Below are 15,667 nucleotides of genomic sequence, written 5' to 3'. Positions count from 1 at the left end.
CGCCGGACTGTTCGAGTCCGGTCGGGTTCAGTCGGGCTTGGACGCCTGGGTGTCGGCCGCCCCCGGCGACCCGGATGAGGCCTGATCATGCTGCCGGCGATGCAGAGACAGGGCCTTGAAGTCGCCCAGCTTGAGCCCCTTGGGCAGCCCCTGCAGCACGGGCAGGCGCCACTTGCCCTGCCCCACCCGCTGCGAGCGGTAGATACCGGTGTGGCCGGAGAACAGATAGGCCATCACGCAGGCCAGCAGCGCATAGACGCCGATGTCGGCGCCAAAAAGCTCCATGGCCATGAAGGTGCAGGCCAACGGCGTGTTGGCCGCGCCGGCAAAGACGGCCACGAAGCCCAGCGCCGCCACAAAGCCCAGCGGCAACTGCAGCAGCGGCGCCAGCGCATTGCCCAAGGTGGCACCGATGTAGAACAGCGGCGTCACCTCCCCGCCCTTGAAGCCACTGCCCAAAGAGACGATGGTGAAGGCCATCTTGGCGGCGAAATCCCACGGGGCCAGGGGGTGCTGAAAGGCCTCGACGATCACCGGAATGCCCAAGCCCGCATAGCGCCAGGCATCCAGCCACCACAGTGCCGCGGCCACCAGCAGGCCGCCCACCAGGGGGCGCAGCGGTGCATAGGCCACGTGCCTGCGGAACAGGCCCGACAGCGCATGAGTGCCATTGGCAAACAGCATGCCCACCAGCCCGAAAAGCCCCCCCGCCAGCAACACCGCAGCCAGGCTCCAGCCCCCCAGGGCCGGGATCAGGCCCGCCGCGTAATGGGTGTGGTGAACGCCCCACAGCGTGGTGACCTGATCGCCCACCACGGCGGCCAGCGCGCAGGCCAGCAGGGCATCGTGGCGCAGCCGGCCGATGGCCAGCACCTCGAGTGCGAACACGGCCCCCGCCAACGGGGTCCCGAAAACCGAGGCAAAGCCCGCGCTGATGCCCGCCATCAGCACGATACGGCGCTCGGTGGCCTGCAGCTTCAACAGGCGGGTGATCTGGTCAGCCAGCGAGCCTCCCATCTGCACGGCGGTGCCCTCACGCCCGACCGAGGCACCAAACAGGTGCGAGATGACGGTGCTCAGGAGGATCAGCGGCGCCATGCGCAAGGGCACCACCTGGCGGGGATCATGGATCTCGTCGATCAACAGGTTGTTGCCCGCCTCAACGGGCTGACCCACGCGCAGATAGACCCAGCCCACGGCAAAACCCGCCAGCGGCAGGCCCCAGACGATCCAGCGATGGGCTTCACGCCATTGGGTGGCGGCCTCCAGCAAGACCAGAAACAAGGCCGAGGCCGAGCCCGCCAGCAAGCCCACCACGCAAGCCAGCAACAGCCAGCGCAGGGTGAGCGGAAAGAGTGCAAATTGCTCGTTCATCGTGGAAGGCTTCGGTGAGCGGAAGGAGGGTCGGGGCTCGCAAGCCGGCGCCGCCGGATCTTAGCAAAGGGCCCGGGCAAATCCATAGCGCCGGCAGGGCTTGCTTCGCTCGGAACGGTCAAAGTGCAGTGTAGGATGGAGGAAACACTTAATTACAGTTTGCGAAGAGGCCGAGCCCTGAAAGCCCCCACGACCTTGACCGCATCCGACAGCCCACCCACCCCGGGTCTGACCGAACCGCCCGCCCAACCCAGACGCCAGCACGGATTAGGCAAGACCTGGATTGCCTTCATGGTGTTGCTGCTGGCCTGCGCCGTTTACTGGGTGCAGTTGTTGCACGAACAGTCAGAGCAACTGGACAACGCACAGGCCCAGACCCGCCTGCGCGCTGCCCAACTGTCCAGCGCCATGGCAACCCAGGTGGCAACGCAGGTGGCTGGCCTGGACTACCTGGCCCGGACGTTGGCCCAGTTGGAGGGCGAACCCGACCCGGGCCACACCCGGCGCATGCAGGCCGTGCAATCGGCGATGCAGAGCTTCCCCGAGGGCAGCCTGGTGCAGATCGCGGTGGCAGACGCCACAGGCCAGGTGGTGTATTCCACCCAGAGCCAAGGCACGCCTCGCCCGGCGGTCTCGATCGCGGATCGCGAACATTTCCGCGCCCACACCCGAGGCGCCCCACCCGCGCTGTTCATCAGCCATCCGGTGCTGGGCCGCATCTCGGGGCGTTGGACCTTGCAGTTCACCTACCCGGTGCTGCGCCAGGGCAAATTCAACGGCGTGGTCGTGTTGTCCGTGCCCCCCAGCTACCTGTCTGCCAAGCTGCGCGAGGCCCTGACCGGCGGCAACGATGTGGCCCTGCTGGCCCATCGGGATGGGGCCTACCTGGCCCGCTCGCGCCAGGAAGATCTGAGCATGACGCGCAGCGTGCCAGCCGACCGCGCTTTCATGACTCACCCGGAGCTGAGCCATGGCGAATACCAGATCACCTCGGGTATCGACAACGTCGAGCGCTTCTATGCCTGGCAGCGTCTGCGCGACTATCCGATGCTGGTAAGCGTGGGGCTGGAACGTGAGAGCGCCCTGGCCGGGGTGGACCGCAACATCCGCGACAGCCGTCTGCGCAACGGCCTGGCCACGGCCTTGCTGCTGGCCAGTGCCGCGTGGATTGCCTGGTTGTTTGCCCGGATCCACCGAGAGCAGCATGCACTGCAGCTGCAACACCAGCGCTATGAATTGGCACTGGAGGGAGGCGCCCTCGGGGCGTGGGCGCTGGACGTGAAGACTGGCGCACTGTGCCTGGACGCTCGCCTGGGTGGCACCCTGGGCCTGGAACCCGGTGAACTCGAACCCAGCCTGGAGGGCCTGTCGCGCCAGGCCGATGCACTCGAGTGGAGCCGCTTTCGGGCCGCCCTGGAGGCCCATCTCAGCGGCAGCAACGAGCGCTTTGAACACGTGATCCGCATGCGGGGCCGGCATGGCATGGCGTGCTGGATCCAGTGGCGGGGCCGATGCACCCAACGCGATGCCGACGGAACGCCACAGCACGTGCACGGCACACTGCAGGACATCACGGCCCAGCGCGACACCGAAGCGGCGCGCAACGAACTGCAAAAACGCCTCAGCAAGCTGATGGCCCAGGTGCCCGGGGTGGTGTACCAATATCGGCTGGACCCGCAACAACGCGCCAGCATCCCGTACGCGAGTCCAGGCATCGAACGCCTGTTCGGCCTCAGCGCCGAGGCAGTGCTTTACGACGCCAGCCCCCTGTCCAGACGGATTCACCCGGCAGACCAGAAGGCCATGGTGCAGGCGATTGCCCAGTCGGCACGGGATCTGACGCCCTGGCACGGAGAGTACAGGCTGCTGCTGGAAAACGGCGGTATCCGGTGGCTGGCCGGCAGCGCCAACCCCGAGCGCGAGGCCGATGGCGGCACCTTGTGGCACGGGTACAGCCAGGATGTGACCGAACGCCATGAGGTGCTGGAGGCCCTGCGCCAGAGCGAAGCGCGCCTGCGCCTGACGGTGGCTGCGGTGCGCGATGGCCTGTGGAGCTGGGACAGCGTGAAAAATCACGTCCAGCTTGACGCACGGTGCATGGAGATCCTGGACCACCCGGCCCAGGGCCACCGCATCCGGTTCGATGCCTGGGCAGACCAGCTGCACCCGGAGGATCGCGAACGCGTGATCGGCCAGCTGCAGCACCAGATGGCGCTGGGCGAGGTCTTCGGCTTGGAGCTGCGCATGCGCACCGCGGGCGGAGACTGGCGCTGGGTGGAGCTGCGTGGCCGGGTCGCACAAGGTGGGCGCCAGCCAGCCACCCTGGTGATTGGCACCCTGAGCGACATCAGCCAGCGCACGGCCGACGCCCAGTTGCGCCAGGCCTTGCTCGACAACGCCGGGGCCATCCTGTTCATCGTGGGCCCGGATCGCCGGATCCAGCTTTGCAACCAGCGGGCAGTCGACACCTTCTCAGACGGTGGCTTGCCCTTGGTGGGGCGCGATATCCGCTTCATCCACCCCGACGAAGCCTCGTATGACGCGTTCGGCCTGCAGTACCCCGCGGTACGCACCGGCCAAGAGGTGCAGGTGGACAGCCCACTGCGCGTGGCCGGCGGTGGATTGCGCTGGTTCTCGATCCGCGGCACCTTGCTGAACCCACTGCAACCCGATGGCGCGCTGATCTGGACCCTGGTGGACACCACCGAGCAGCGCCAGGCCGAGCAGGCCCTGGGGGCGGCCCGCACCCACCTGCTGGAGGTGATCCGACACTTCCCCGGCGGCGTGCTGGTGCAAGACGCCGACGGTTCGGTGCTGACCGTGAACCCGGCACTGTGCGAACTGATCGGCGACGGTTGCACGCCTGAGGAACTGATCGGCCTGTCGCGGGTGGATGTTCGTCGGCGCGTCGGGCGCTGCGTGCTGCGCAGCCGGCCGCTGCGGCAGACACTGGAAGGCTCGCTCAATGGGCAGGAGCTGGAGTTGCCTGATGGCCGCACGATGAGCATCGAGCAGATCCGCCTGGGCCATGAAAGCGCGGAACAAGGCTGGCTTTGGATTGTTCACGACATCACCCGGCACCGGCGCCGGGAGCGGGATCTGCGCCGGCTCGCCGCCACAGACTCCCTGACCGGGCTGAGCAACCGCGGCAGTTTCGTCGAGCAGATGGAGCGGGCCGTGGCCGCGGTGACCCAAGGAGGCGATGGGGGCTGCTTCCTGATGCTCGACCTGGACCATTTCAAGCTCATCAACGACAGCCGAGGCCATGCCGCGGGCGATGCGGTGCTGGTCCACTTTGGGCGCTTGCTCCAGCACCATCTGTTGCGCGAAGGTGACCTGGCCGGCCGGCTTGGAGGCGAGGAGTTCGGCGTGCTGCTGCCCCAGACCACCGCCGAACAGGGTCTGGCCATTGCCGAGCGCCTGCGGGCCGCGGTGGCCGACAGCCCGGTCGACGTGGGCTCGGCCGTGCCGGTGCGGCTGACCGTGAGCATCGGGCTGACCCTGCTGCACCAGGATTCGGCCCACGTGCTGGCCCTGGCCGACAACGCGCTCTACCAGGCCAAGCACCAGGGACGCAACCAGGTGGCGTTCGAGGCCCCACACTGAGCCCGGGGGACGCCCGCCCAGGCACGCCATGGGCCCCGCGGCACGGTGTCCGGCGGCACCGTGTTCGAATGCCGGTCAGGCCGGTCAGACCCGTCAGCGCGGCAGCACCAGGGTGGACGCCGTGTCGGCACGCAGGCCCGCGTCACCGAGATCAGGCTCGGACCGCAACTCAAAGCGGATCGGCACGATCTGGCCCGCCAGCGACAAGGCCTGGGCTGAGGCCATGCGCACCCGCACCGACTGGGTCTGGGCACCGGCAGGCGCCAGCAGCACCGGCTCGGCATCGAGCAGGGTCAAGCCCTGGGCCCCGCTGACGTGCAGCATCACGCGTTGGGGCTGGCCGCTGGCGTTCATCAGTTGCAGCCGGTACAGGTTCTCCACCTCGCCCTGCCCCACCTGGCGCGTCATCACGCTGCGGTCGCGCATGGCGTTCAGGCGCAGGGTCGGGCGCTGCAGCCAGCCCCACACCAGGGCCACGCCCACCAGACTCAGCAGCCCGCCATAGACCCAGACCCGCGGGCGAGCCAGGGACCGCCACCGCGGGGCGCCCGGTGGGCTGACCCGGTCGCCTTCCAGGCTGCGCGGCGTGCTCAGGCGGATCAGGCCACGCGGGGCCTTCAACTGGTCCATCACGCGGTTGCAGGCGTCGATGCAGGCCCCGCAGGCGATGCAGGCGGCCTGCAGGCCCTGGCGGATGTCAATGCCCACCGGGCAGACCTGCACGCACAGGGTGCAATCGACGCAGGCACCCTGGTTCAGCACCCGGGCATCGGTCCCGCGCGGGCGCGAGCCTCGCGGTTCGCCACGGGGGCGGTCGTAGGCCACGATCAGGGTGTCGCGGTCCATCAAGGCGGCCTGAAAGCGCCCGTAGGGGCACATGTGCTGGCACACCTTCTCGCGCAGCACGCCGGCATGCAGGTAGGTGGCGGCCCCATAGAACAGCACCCAGAAGGCCTCCCAGGGGCCCAGCGTGGCCTGGACCACGGCGGGCAACAGGCTTCGGATGGGCGTGAAATACCCCACCAGGGTGATGCCCGTCCACAGGCCGATCAGCGCCCAGACACCGTGCTTGCCGCCACGCCGCAGCAGCTTGCGCGGGCCCCAGGCGGTGGCATCCAGCCTCAGGCGGGCCTGGCGGTCGCCCTCGGTGTGGTGCTCAACCCATTGGAAGATCTCGGTGTACACGGTTTGCGGACAGCTGAAACCACACCACACCCGCCCGGCCAGGGTGGTGGCCAGGAACAGCAACAAGGCACTGAACACCAGCAAGCCGGTGAGGTAGATCAGATCTTGCGGAAACAGCACCGCCCCCAGCAGATGGAAACGGCGACCGTCCAGATCAAACCAGACCGCGGGCTGCCCCTCCCAGAGCACCCAGGGCAAGCCGTAGAACAACAGTTGGGTGGCCCACACAAAGGCCCAGCGCCAGCGCGTGAAGGCCCCCTGAACCGAGCGCGCCTGGATGCGCAGGCCGTCGGCCAGACCGGGGATTTCGGGGGGCAAGCCGGGGCCGGCAGAACGGGCCAGGTGCAGGGTATGAGCAGGCAGATGAGACAGATCAGACATGCCCCTGATGGTGTAACGTCTTCATCTGATCCTTAAGATGCAGATTTATTGAAATTCAACAAGATCAGATTGGAATGCCCCATGCGCGAGTTGCACCGCTACGAACAACTGGCCGAAGCGTTGGCCGAAGGCATTCGCAGCGGTGTGCTGCGCGCGGGCGAGCGACTGCCCTCGGTGCGCGAAACCTGCCAGCGCCGCGGCGTGAGCCCGTCCACCGTGTTCCAGGCCTACGCGCTGCTGGAGTCGCGGGGCCTGGTCGAGACCCGCCCACGCTCGGGCTTTTTCGTGCGGGCCCAGGCCCGGGCGGCCCGTGCCATGCCCCTGACGGCAGCACCCCAGGCCGAAGCACAGCCGGTGGCCGTGAGCGAACTCGCGTTTGCCCTGCTGGGCAGCACGCGCGACGCCGAGGTGGTGCCCCTGGGCTCTGCCTTTCCAGCGCCCCACCTGTTTCCTTTTGACAGCCTGGCGCGCTGCGGCGCGCGGGCGATGCGCCGGGTCAAACCGGTGCAGATCACCAACGCCCTGACCGCGGGCGATGAGGGGCTGCGCCAGGCCCTGCTGCGGCGCTACACCTTGCAGGGCATTGCGCTGGCCGAAGACGAGCTGGTCATCACCAACGGTGCCATGGAGGCCTTGAACCTGTGCCTGCAGGCCGTGACGCAGCCCGGCGACGTGGTGGTGGTGGAGTCGCCCACGTTCTATGCGGCCCTGCAGGCGCTGGAGCGGCTGAACCTGCGCGCGGTCGAAGTGGCGACCGACCCGCAACACGGCGTGGACCTGACCGCACTGGAGGAACTGCTGCAGCGCCAGAAAGTGGCGGCCTGCTGGTTCATGCCCAATTTCCAGAACCCGCTGGGGGCCCTGATGCCGACGGATCGCAAGCAGGCCCTGGTGGACCTGCTGGCGCGGCACCACGTCGCCCTGATCGAAGACGATGTGTACGGTGAGCTGCACACCGGGGTGCAGCGCCCGCTGCCCGCCAAGGCCTTCGACCGCCAGGGGCTGGTACTGCACTGCTCATCGTTCTCGAAGTGCCTGGCCCCCGGTTACCGGGTGGGCTGGGCCGCTGCCGGCCGCCACGGGGCCGCCGTGCAAAGGCTGAAGATGATGAGTTCGCTGGCCACCTCGCTGCCACCTCAGCGTGCCCTGGCCGAGTACCTGGCGCAGGGCGGCTACGACCGCCACCTGCGCCACCTGCGCGCGGCGCTGGCGGCCCAGCACGCCCACGCCCTGGCCTTGATCGACCAGAGCTTTCCAGTGGGCACGCGGGTCACACGCCCGGCCGGCGGCTATTTTCTTTGGCTTGAGTTGCCGCCTCAGGTCGATGCCCTGCGTCTGCACGAGCTGGCCCGCCTGCAGGGCATCAGTTGCGCGCCCGGCGTGCTGTTCTCGGCCGACCGCCGTTTCAGCCACCACCTGCGCCTGAACATCGGCCACCCCGGAGACGCGCGCTTTGACGGCGCGCTGCGCACCCTGGGGCACCTGGCCACGGGGCTGTGCCGCGCCCTACCCGGGGCTGCAGGTGCGGCATCGCCGGCGAGCTGATCAGGGCCCCAGCCGCTCGATGCCCAAGGCCTTGAGCATGTACTTCTCGTACACCGGCTCGGAGCTGCCGGTTTTCATTTTGTACAGAAAATATTTCTCGAACGCGATCTTGGCCAGGTGCACCCACTTGCCCTTCTTGAACCAGTTGACGTTGCGCGGCGGAATCTGCGGCAGAGCGACGAATGCGGCCCCGGTATCGCCCATGTCGGCCAGGCAGATGGCGTTCCAGCTGCCTTTGGCCTGGGCAGGCTGGCCAGCCAGCTCAGCGGCGATGTTGTGCACGATGGCGGTCACCATGGTCTCGATCATGTAGCCGGTCTTGGGCGCGCCCGTGGGGACCGGCGTGACTTCGACAGGAGGAATGGCCACGCACACGCCGGCCGAGAAAATATTGCGGTAGCGTTTGCTGCGCTGGTGTTCGTCGATCAGGACGAAGCCGCGCGGATTGCACAGGCCTTCGACGGCGGCCACCGCCTCAACACCTTTGAAGGCCGGCAGCATCATGCTGAAGGCAAAAGGCAATTCGTGCTCTTTCTTGACCTGCCCCGCATCGTCAAGCTCAGTGACAAACATGCGCCCGGCGTCGACCCGGGTGACCTTGGCATTGGTGATCCATTTGATGTCGTTGTTGCGCAGCTCGCTTTCAAGCATCGATTTGGAATCGCCCACCCCGCCCAGCCCCAGGTGGCCGATATAGGGCTCGCTGGTGACATAGGTCATGGGCACCTTGTGGCGCAGGCGACGCTTGCGCAGGTCCCGGTTCAGGATGAACGCAAACTCGTAAGCTGGTCCGAAGCAGGACGCGCCCGGCATGGCACCGACCACCACCGGCCCAGGGGCTTCGAGAAAGCGCTGATAGTCCCCCCAGGTCTGCTCGGCGTGATCGACGCTGCAGATGGAGCGGGTATGGCCCTCCGGGCCGGAGCCGGGTACCTCGTCGAAGGAGAGCTTCGGCCCCGTGGTGATGACCAGGTAGTCATAGGCCAGGCTGGCGCCATCGGCCAGGGTCAGGCTGTTGCCCTCGGCATCGATGCGGGTGACCTGCTGGGCCACGAAATCGATGCCCTTTTTTTCAAGGTAGGGCCGAATCGGGAAGGTGATGGCTGCGCGCTCACGCCAGCCCACCGCCACCCAGGGGTTGGAGGGCACGAACTGGAAATAGTCCAGCGCATTGATCACCGTGATGCGGTGTTCGGATGGAAGTTTTTCGCGCAGCTCATAGGCCGCCGGCATGCCGCCGGTCCCTGCGCCAAGAATCACGATATGGGCCATGGTTTGTCTCCTGAGGTTGCTTGCACAGGCCTGTGCACGGACTGGGCTGCAGCTCTGTGGCTGCTGATCCCTGATGACGACTGATTGCTTACGTAGCCATTTGCTTGATCAATTAAATAAAAGACAGCAAAAAGGCACCCAGGGGTGCCTTCAGTTCAAGGGTCAGCCGAATGCAGGTGACGCCGGCTTGTTGACCGGCTTGCCGGCCGCAGCCCAGGCGTCAAAGCCACCGGCAATCGACTGGACATGGACATAGCCCATGTCCAGCAGCGAGGCGGCCGCCAGTGCGGCACGCCCGCTGGTCTTGCAATACAGCACGATCTGCAGGTCGCGGCGCTGCAGCGAAGGGTCGGCGGCCAGCTTGAACTCCAGCATGCCACGCGAAAAATGCACGGCGCCCGGAATGTGGCCGGCGGCAAACTCGTCGGCTTCGCGCACGTCGATCAACACGTCAGCGTCACGCAGAGCCTGATCGGCCGTGTCGACGCTGATTTCGGTGATGCGGGCCTTGGCGGCCTGGACCAGATCCAGAGGGGTTTTCATGAGAAGCTCCGTTGAGAAAAGCAGGCAGGGATCACTTGAGGCGCTGGCCATCGGCGTCCAGCACCTCCACCGTGATGGGAATGGCGGCCCGCACGCTTTGCGTGACGGTGCAGAAGGATTCGAACTGGTCCAGCACCCGATCGAGGTGCTGAAGCTGTGACTGAGGGACGCCGAGCTGCAAGGTGGCCTGCATGCGCAGCACGCGCAGGCGGCCATCAGGCGAGCGGCCGATTTCGGCCTGCACACGGCTTTGGATGGGCTCAGGCGCCTGCTTGAACTTGCGCAAGGCAAACAGCAGCGAATCGCTCAGGCAGTTGCCGACGGCCGCCGCCAGCAACTGCGCCGGCGTGGGGCCGGCGCCCTGCCCCAGGGGCGGAGGTTCGTCGCCCAGCAGCGGCGGTAGGGCAGGCCCGAAATGGATCTGGAACTGGTAATCGCTTTGCTGCCGCAGTTCGACGGTGGTCAAGGTGTTTTCAGACATGGGCACTCGCAAAAAATGGACGGGGGATTCAGTTGCGAACGATGGGCCTTTGCAGCCTGAGGGCCACAGCACCGGGGCTGCGCCCATTGAAGAGCCCGGTGTACCCGCAGCTTTGCAGGTACTGGCGGGCGCTTTCCGAGCGCATGCCCGATTGGCAGTAAAGCACCAGAGGCCGGCCCTTGTCGGGCAACTGTGAGCCTGCCAGTCTAGGCAGCTCATTGAGGGGCAGGTTCAGGGCCCCCTCGACATGGCCCGACTGGAATTCGCCAGGGCTGCGCACATCGACGATCAGGGCCTCTTCGGGCCAGGGTTCAGCGGCCGCACGGTCTCCGCCACCGAGTATTTTCGAAAACCAGTTCATGGCAAGACACTCCGTCAAAGATCAGGGTTGAGGGCCAGCCGGGCGTTCAATCGGGCGAGGCTGCCCTCGTCGAGGCGGCCCAGCAGGGCGTCCAGCGCCAGGCTCTGCTGCAACACTTCGATGCGCCCTTGCATCAGGCCCAACTCGGCCGCCATGTGGTCATTTTCGGCATTCAGCAGATCCAACGTGGTGCGGTCGCCCACGCTGCGCCCCAGCCGTGTGGCCGCCAGGCGGGCATTGGCGGCCTTGAGACTGGCCTGCAGAGCGGCCAGGCGTGCCGGCGCGGTGCTCAAGGTCAGCCAGGCCGAGCGGCTTTGCTGGCTGATCTGCAGGCGGGCCTGATCCAGCTCCGCGCGGGCCTGCTCCACGCCGCGCAAGGCCTCTTGCTGGCGGGCATCACGCCAGCCACCGGTGTACAGGGGCACCCGCAGTTGCAGGCCGATCATCTGCTGGCGGGCATCGTTGCTGGCCTGGCCATAGTCACCCGACCCCGTCAGGTGCTGACGCGTGGCCTGGGCCACGAGGTCCAGCGAGGCCGAGGCGCTTGCGTCAAGGCTGCGCACCTCGGCCTCGGCCACGGCCACGCGGGCCTGCAGCAAAGCCAGGCCCGGGTGGCCGGCCAAGGCCTGATCGCGGACCTGCTCCAGCGCTGCCGGCGGCACCGGGAGGTCGGCCGCCGAGGGCTGGGCCAGGGGCAGTTGCAGGCCGGGAAGCCCGCTGGACTCACGCAGCGCGGCCAGCGCCACCTGCAAGGCGTTGTCGGCCTCCAGGGCCTGGGCCTGCAGGCCTTGGGCCCGGGCCTCGGCCTCGTGGATGTCGGTGACCGGGGCATCGCCCAGGCGAAAGCGGTCTTGGGCCTCGGTCAGCATGCGCTGCACGGCCTGCTGCTGCTTTTGCAACAGCCTCAGGCGCCGGGCCGCCAGCACGGCGTCGAAGTAGCGCTGGCTGGTGTGGAGCATCAGGTCCTGACGCGTGAGGCGGGCCTCCAGTTCGGCGGCCTCGGCGGCCTGCTCCAACTGGGTGCTGCGGGCAGCGCGCTCGCCGTTGATCAGGGGTTGGCGCAGGCCCAGCGTCCATTGACTGGCCCGGCCACCGTTCACCGAGGTACCGAACGCGACCCCGGTGGACTGGCCAAAGCCGGGGGCCGAAAAGCTCGCACCGTTCATGGCCGAACTGGCCGTCATCAGGCCGGCGCCACCCGTGACTTCAACCCCAGGTCGCCACAGTGCCCGTGCCTGCTCACGCCGGGGCGCGGCCTGCCCGCCCTGGGCCAGCGCCCGGGCCGCTTCGGGATCGTTCTGGCTGGCGGCGCGCCAGACCTCCAGCAGATCGGCAGCCGGGGTGGACAGCGAGGCCAACAGGGCCGCCGCTGCCAGCAGGGTTTTGGCCGTTCGCATGGCTCAGCAGCCGCCCGGCACACCCAGCTTGCGCAGGATGCTTTCCATCAGACACCAGCGGGTGATGGCGCTTTGCAGCAGGTTGAGGCCCACGAAGGCGGTGAATGCCAGCCACCACGTGCTGAGGAACAAGGGGCTGCCAGGCACCCCCAGGGCCAGTGACAGCAGGATGAAGGTGCCGGCGACCAGGCGCACGATTTGCCACGATTTCATGAGAAAGCTCCTTGGATTCAGGTCGAAGGTCAGGTCGAGGTTCAGCTCGAAGAAGGCGCTGCGAAACGCCGCCGGTAGGCCGCGTAGTACAGCGTGGGAATGAGCACCAGGGTCAGCAGCGTGGAAACGCCGATGCCGAAGATCAGCGAGATGGCCAGGCCGTTGAAGATGGGGTCATCGAGGATGAAAAACGCACCCAGCATCGCGGCCAGCCCGGTCAACAAAATGGGCTGGGCCCGGGTGACAGCCGAGTGGACGATGGCTTGCTTGAAAGGCACGCCCTCGCCCACTTGCAGGTGGATGAAATCGACCAGCAAGATCGAGTTGCGCACGATGATGCCGGCCAGCGCGATCATGCCGATCATGCTGGTGGCGGTGTACTGGGCCCCCAGCAAGGCATGCCCGGGCATCACGCCGATGATGGTGAGCGGGATCGGCGCCATGATGATCAAGGGCGTGAGGTAGGAGCCAAACTGGGCCACCACCAGCAGGTAGATCAGGATCAGGCCCACGCCATAGGCGGCACCCATGTCGCGGAAGGTCTCGTAGGTGATCTGCCACTCGCCATCCCATTTGAGGGCGTAGTCGCGCTGCGACTCGGCTGGGGCCTGGATGAAGTACTCCTGCAAGGCACCGCCGCCGGGTGACACCAGGGCCCGGATGTCACGGCGCATCTTGAACAGACCATACAAGGGGCTGTCGATGCGGCCGGCCATGTCACCGGTGACGAAGTTCACGGGCTGCAGATCCTTGTGATAGACCGGCTGCTCACGCTGGCTGTCGCTCAGGCGGACCAGCTCGCGGATGGCCACCGCCCGGCCCGAAGGGCCGCGCACCTGCAACTGCAGCAGGGCCTCAAGATCGCCCTGACGCTCGGGGGGCAGGCGCAGCAGCACCGGCGTGGGGTACTTGCTGGCATCGCGCAGGTAGGTGGCGGCTTCGCCACTGAGGCCAGCGCGCAAGGTGGCCACGATGGCGGCCTGCGGGATGCCCGCGGCGGCGGCCTTTGGCCGGTCGATCAGCACCAGCTTGCGCGGGGCCGCGGCGATGGAAGAGTCGTCGACATCGACCACCGATTCGGTCTGGCTGAAGATGGCTCGCACCTGCCGTGCCAGGCTGAGCCGGCCTTCAGCCGTGGGGCCATAGATCTCGGCCACCAGCGGAGCCAGCACCGGGGGGCCCGGGGGCACTTCGACCACCTTGACGTTGGCACCGAAGCGTTGGCCGATCTGCTGCAGCGCCGGACGCAGGCGGCTGGCAATCGCATGGCTTTGCTCGCTGCGGTGGTGCTTGTCGACCAGGTTGACCTGCAGATCGCCCAGCTCGCTGCTGGCGCGCAGGTCGTACTGGCGCACCAGGCCATTGAAGTTGATCGGGGCCGCGGTGCCGGCATAGGCCTGGTAGTCGGTGACCTCGGGTTGCTGGGCCAGAAAGACCCCCAGCTCGTGCAACACGGCCGCCGTCTGCTCAACCGGCGTGCCAGCGGGCAGGTCGACCACGACCTGGAACTCGGACTTGTTGTCAAAGGGCAGCATCTTGAGCACCACCAGGCCCGCGACCGGCAAGGCCACCGACACGGCGATCAGGCCGGCCACCGCCAAGCCCAGCAGGCGGCGGTTGCGGGCGCCCCGCTGCTCGTCGAGCAAAGGGGTGAAGACGCGATGAAAGCCCTGCTCCAGGCGCGATGCGAGGCCGGTGGCGGAACCCTGTGCGCTGGCCGCCCCGGTGCTTGAGGCATGGGGCTTCATCCACAGGCGCGACAACCACGGCGTGACGATGAAGGCGATCAGCAGCGACAGCAGCATGCCCATGCTGGCATTGATGGGGATGGGGCTCATGTAGGGGCCCATCAGGCCGCTGACAAAGGCCATGGGCAGCAGCGCGGCGATCACGGTGAAAGTGGCCAGGATGGTGGGCCCCCCCACTTCATCCACCGCGCCAGGAATGAGTTCGGCCAGGGTCTTGCCGGGGTGCAGCAGTTGGTGGCGGTGGATGTTCTCGACCACCACGATGGCGTCATCGACCAGGATGCCGATGGAGAAGATCAGCGCGAACAGCGACACCCGGTTGAGGGTGAAGCCCCAGGCCCAGGAAGCGAACAGGGTGACGGTGAGGGTGAGGATCACGGCGCTGCCGACGATGGCCGCCTCGCGCCGGCCCAACGCGACGAACACCAGGGCCACCACCGAGGCGGTGGCGAACAGCAGCTTCTGGATCAGCTTTTGTGCCTTGTCGTTGGCGGTGGCGCCGTAGTTGCGGGTTTCAGCCACCTGCACGGCCTCGGGGATGAGGGTGTTGCGCAGCTGGGCCACGCGGGCCATGACGCCGTTGGCCACGTCGATGGCGTTTTCGCCAGGCTTCTTGGTGATGGCCAGCGTGACAGCAGGGTATTCGCTGCCGACCGCCTTGGCGTCAGTGCCCTGCCCTGCGCCCAAGCCATGCCACACCAGGCTTGTGGCCGCCGGGGCGCCATCGCGCACCTCAGCCACATCGCGCAGGAACACAGGCCGGCCTTCTCGCACCGCCACCACCAGATCGGCCACTTCACGGGCACTGCCCAGGTAAGGGCCGGCTTCGATCGCCAGCGCTTGGTTGGCCTGCAGCAGATCACCCAGAGGAGCGCCCTGGTTGGCCCCTTGAAGGGCCCGGCGCAGGTCGTCCAGGGTGATGCCCAGGGCGGCCATGCGCGCCACGTCCAATTGCACCTGCACGGCATGACCCGGCCCCCCCAGGGTGCGCACCTCGCGGGTGCCAGGCACGCGCTTGAGTTCCAGCTCCAGGCTGTGGGCGACACGCTCCAGGTCGTAGGCACCGATGGCAGGATCGGGGCTGTACAGGGTCAGGCTCACGATGGGCACATCGTCGATGCCTTTGGGTTTGATCAGGGGTTCGAGCACGCCCAATCCGGGCGGCAGCCAGTCGTTGTGGCTGCGCACGGTGTCGTGCAGGCGCACCAGCGCCTCGGTGCGCGACACGCCCACCTTGAATTGAACGGTGACCACGGCCAGGCCGGGGCGCGACACCGAGGTGACGTGCTCGGTGCCGGCCATCTGCGCCAGCACTTGCTCAGCCGGCGTGGCCACCATCTGCTCGACATCGGCCACGCTGGCCCCCGGGAAGGGAATCAGCACGTTGGCCATGGTGACGTTGATCTGGGGTTCTTCCTCGCGCGGGGTGACCAGCACGGCGAACAGGCCCAGCAGCAAGGCCACCAGGGCCAGAAGGGGGGTGATCTGAGCGCTCTGGAACAACGCTGCGGTGCGGCCCGCCAGACCCAGGCGGGGGGTGTCATGCTTGGGGTGTTTCATG

11 protein-coding genes are annotated in these 15,667 nt (G+C 67.4%); 2 read left to right on the top strand and 9 right to left on the bottom strand.

The features are described from left to right. Window positions 1-27 precede the first annotated feature (27 nt). Entirely contained in the window at window positions 28-1,374 is a 1,347-nt protein-coding gene (locus AC3WUT_RS07930; RefSeq protein WP_492346527.1) for a voltage-gated chloride channel family protein, read from the bottom strand. Window positions 1,375-1,569: 195 nt separating this feature from the next. On the opposite strand from AC3WUT_RS07930, the gene AC3WUT_RS07925 reads away from it, so the two are divergent. Continuing rightward, window positions 1,570-4,980, top strand: a complete 3,411-nt coding sequence (locus AC3WUT_RS07925; protein WP_492346526.1) for a diguanylate cyclase — start codon at window positions 1,570-1,572, stop codon at window positions 4,978-4,980. A gap of 93 nt (window positions 4,981-5,073) precedes the next feature. Here the strand turns inward: AC3WUT_RS07925 and ccoG are convergent, their stop codons facing one another. Continuing rightward, on the bottom strand, window positions 5,074-6,546 hold the full coding sequence (ccoG, locus tag AC3WUT_RS07920) for a cytochrome c oxidase accessory protein CcoG (RefSeq protein WP_492346525.1): 1,473 nt from the start codon (window positions 6,544-6,546) through the stop codon (window positions 5,074-5,076). Between the two features lie 81 nt (window positions 6,547-6,627). Between ccoG and AC3WUT_RS07915 the strand changes: the two genes are divergently transcribed. Further along, complete coding sequence (locus tag AC3WUT_RS07915; protein WP_492346524.1) at window positions 6,628-8,091, top strand: aminotransferase-like domain-containing protein; 1,464 nt, start codon at window positions 6,628-6,630, stop codon at window positions 8,089-8,091. Here the strand turns inward: AC3WUT_RS07915 and AC3WUT_RS07910 are convergent, their stop codons facing one another. The 7 genes from AC3WUT_RS07910 to AC3WUT_RS07880 form a co-directional block, all read right to left on the bottom strand. After that, window positions 8,092-9,363, bottom strand: coding sequence for an NAD(P)/FAD-dependent oxidoreductase (locus tag AC3WUT_RS07910; protein WP_492346523.1), 1,272 nt, complete (start codon window positions 9,361-9,363; stop codon window positions 8,092-8,094). A 162-nt stretch (window positions 9,364-9,525) separates the two neighbouring features. After that, a complete protein-coding gene (locus AC3WUT_RS07905) occupies window positions 9,526-9,906 on the bottom strand; it encodes a rhodanese-like domain-containing protein (protein WP_492346522.1) in 381 nt (126 codons plus the stop codon). 31 nt (window positions 9,907-9,937) lie between these two features. Then, entirely contained in the window at window positions 9,938-10,387 is a 450-nt protein-coding gene (locus AC3WUT_RS07900; protein WP_492346521.1) for an OsmC family protein, read from the bottom strand. Between the two features lie 28 nt (window positions 10,388-10,415). Further along, window positions 10,416-10,748 carry a rhodanese-like domain-containing protein gene (locus AC3WUT_RS07895; protein WP_492346520.1) on the bottom strand — a complete coding sequence of 111 codons (333 nt, stop codon included), beginning with the start codon at window positions 10,746-10,748 and terminating at the stop codon, window positions 10,416-10,418. Window positions 10,749-10,762: 14 nt separating this feature from the next. Then, window positions 10,763-12,145 carry a TolC family protein gene (locus AC3WUT_RS07890; RefSeq protein WP_492346519.1) on the bottom strand — a complete coding sequence of 461 codons (1,383 nt, stop codon included), beginning with the start codon at window positions 12,143-12,145 and terminating at the stop codon, window positions 10,763-10,765. A 3-nt stretch (window positions 12,146-12,148) separates the two neighbouring features. After that, a complete protein-coding gene (locus AC3WUT_RS07885; RefSeq protein WP_492346518.1) occupies window positions 12,149-12,358 on the bottom strand; it encodes a YgaP family membrane protein in 210 nt (69 codons plus the stop codon). Window positions 12,359-12,399: 41 nt separating this feature from the next. Beyond that, entirely contained in the window at window positions 12,400-15,666 is a 3,267-nt protein-coding gene (locus AC3WUT_RS07880; RefSeq protein WP_492346517.1) for an efflux RND transporter permease subunit, read from the bottom strand. Window position 15,667: the final 1 nt, after the last annotated feature.

This window comes from Curvibacter sp. EU05-FHT14A10, assembly GCF_058791075.1.
Note: the sequence above shows the minus strand (reverse complement) of the source record. Positions and strands in the feature narration are given on the sequence as shown.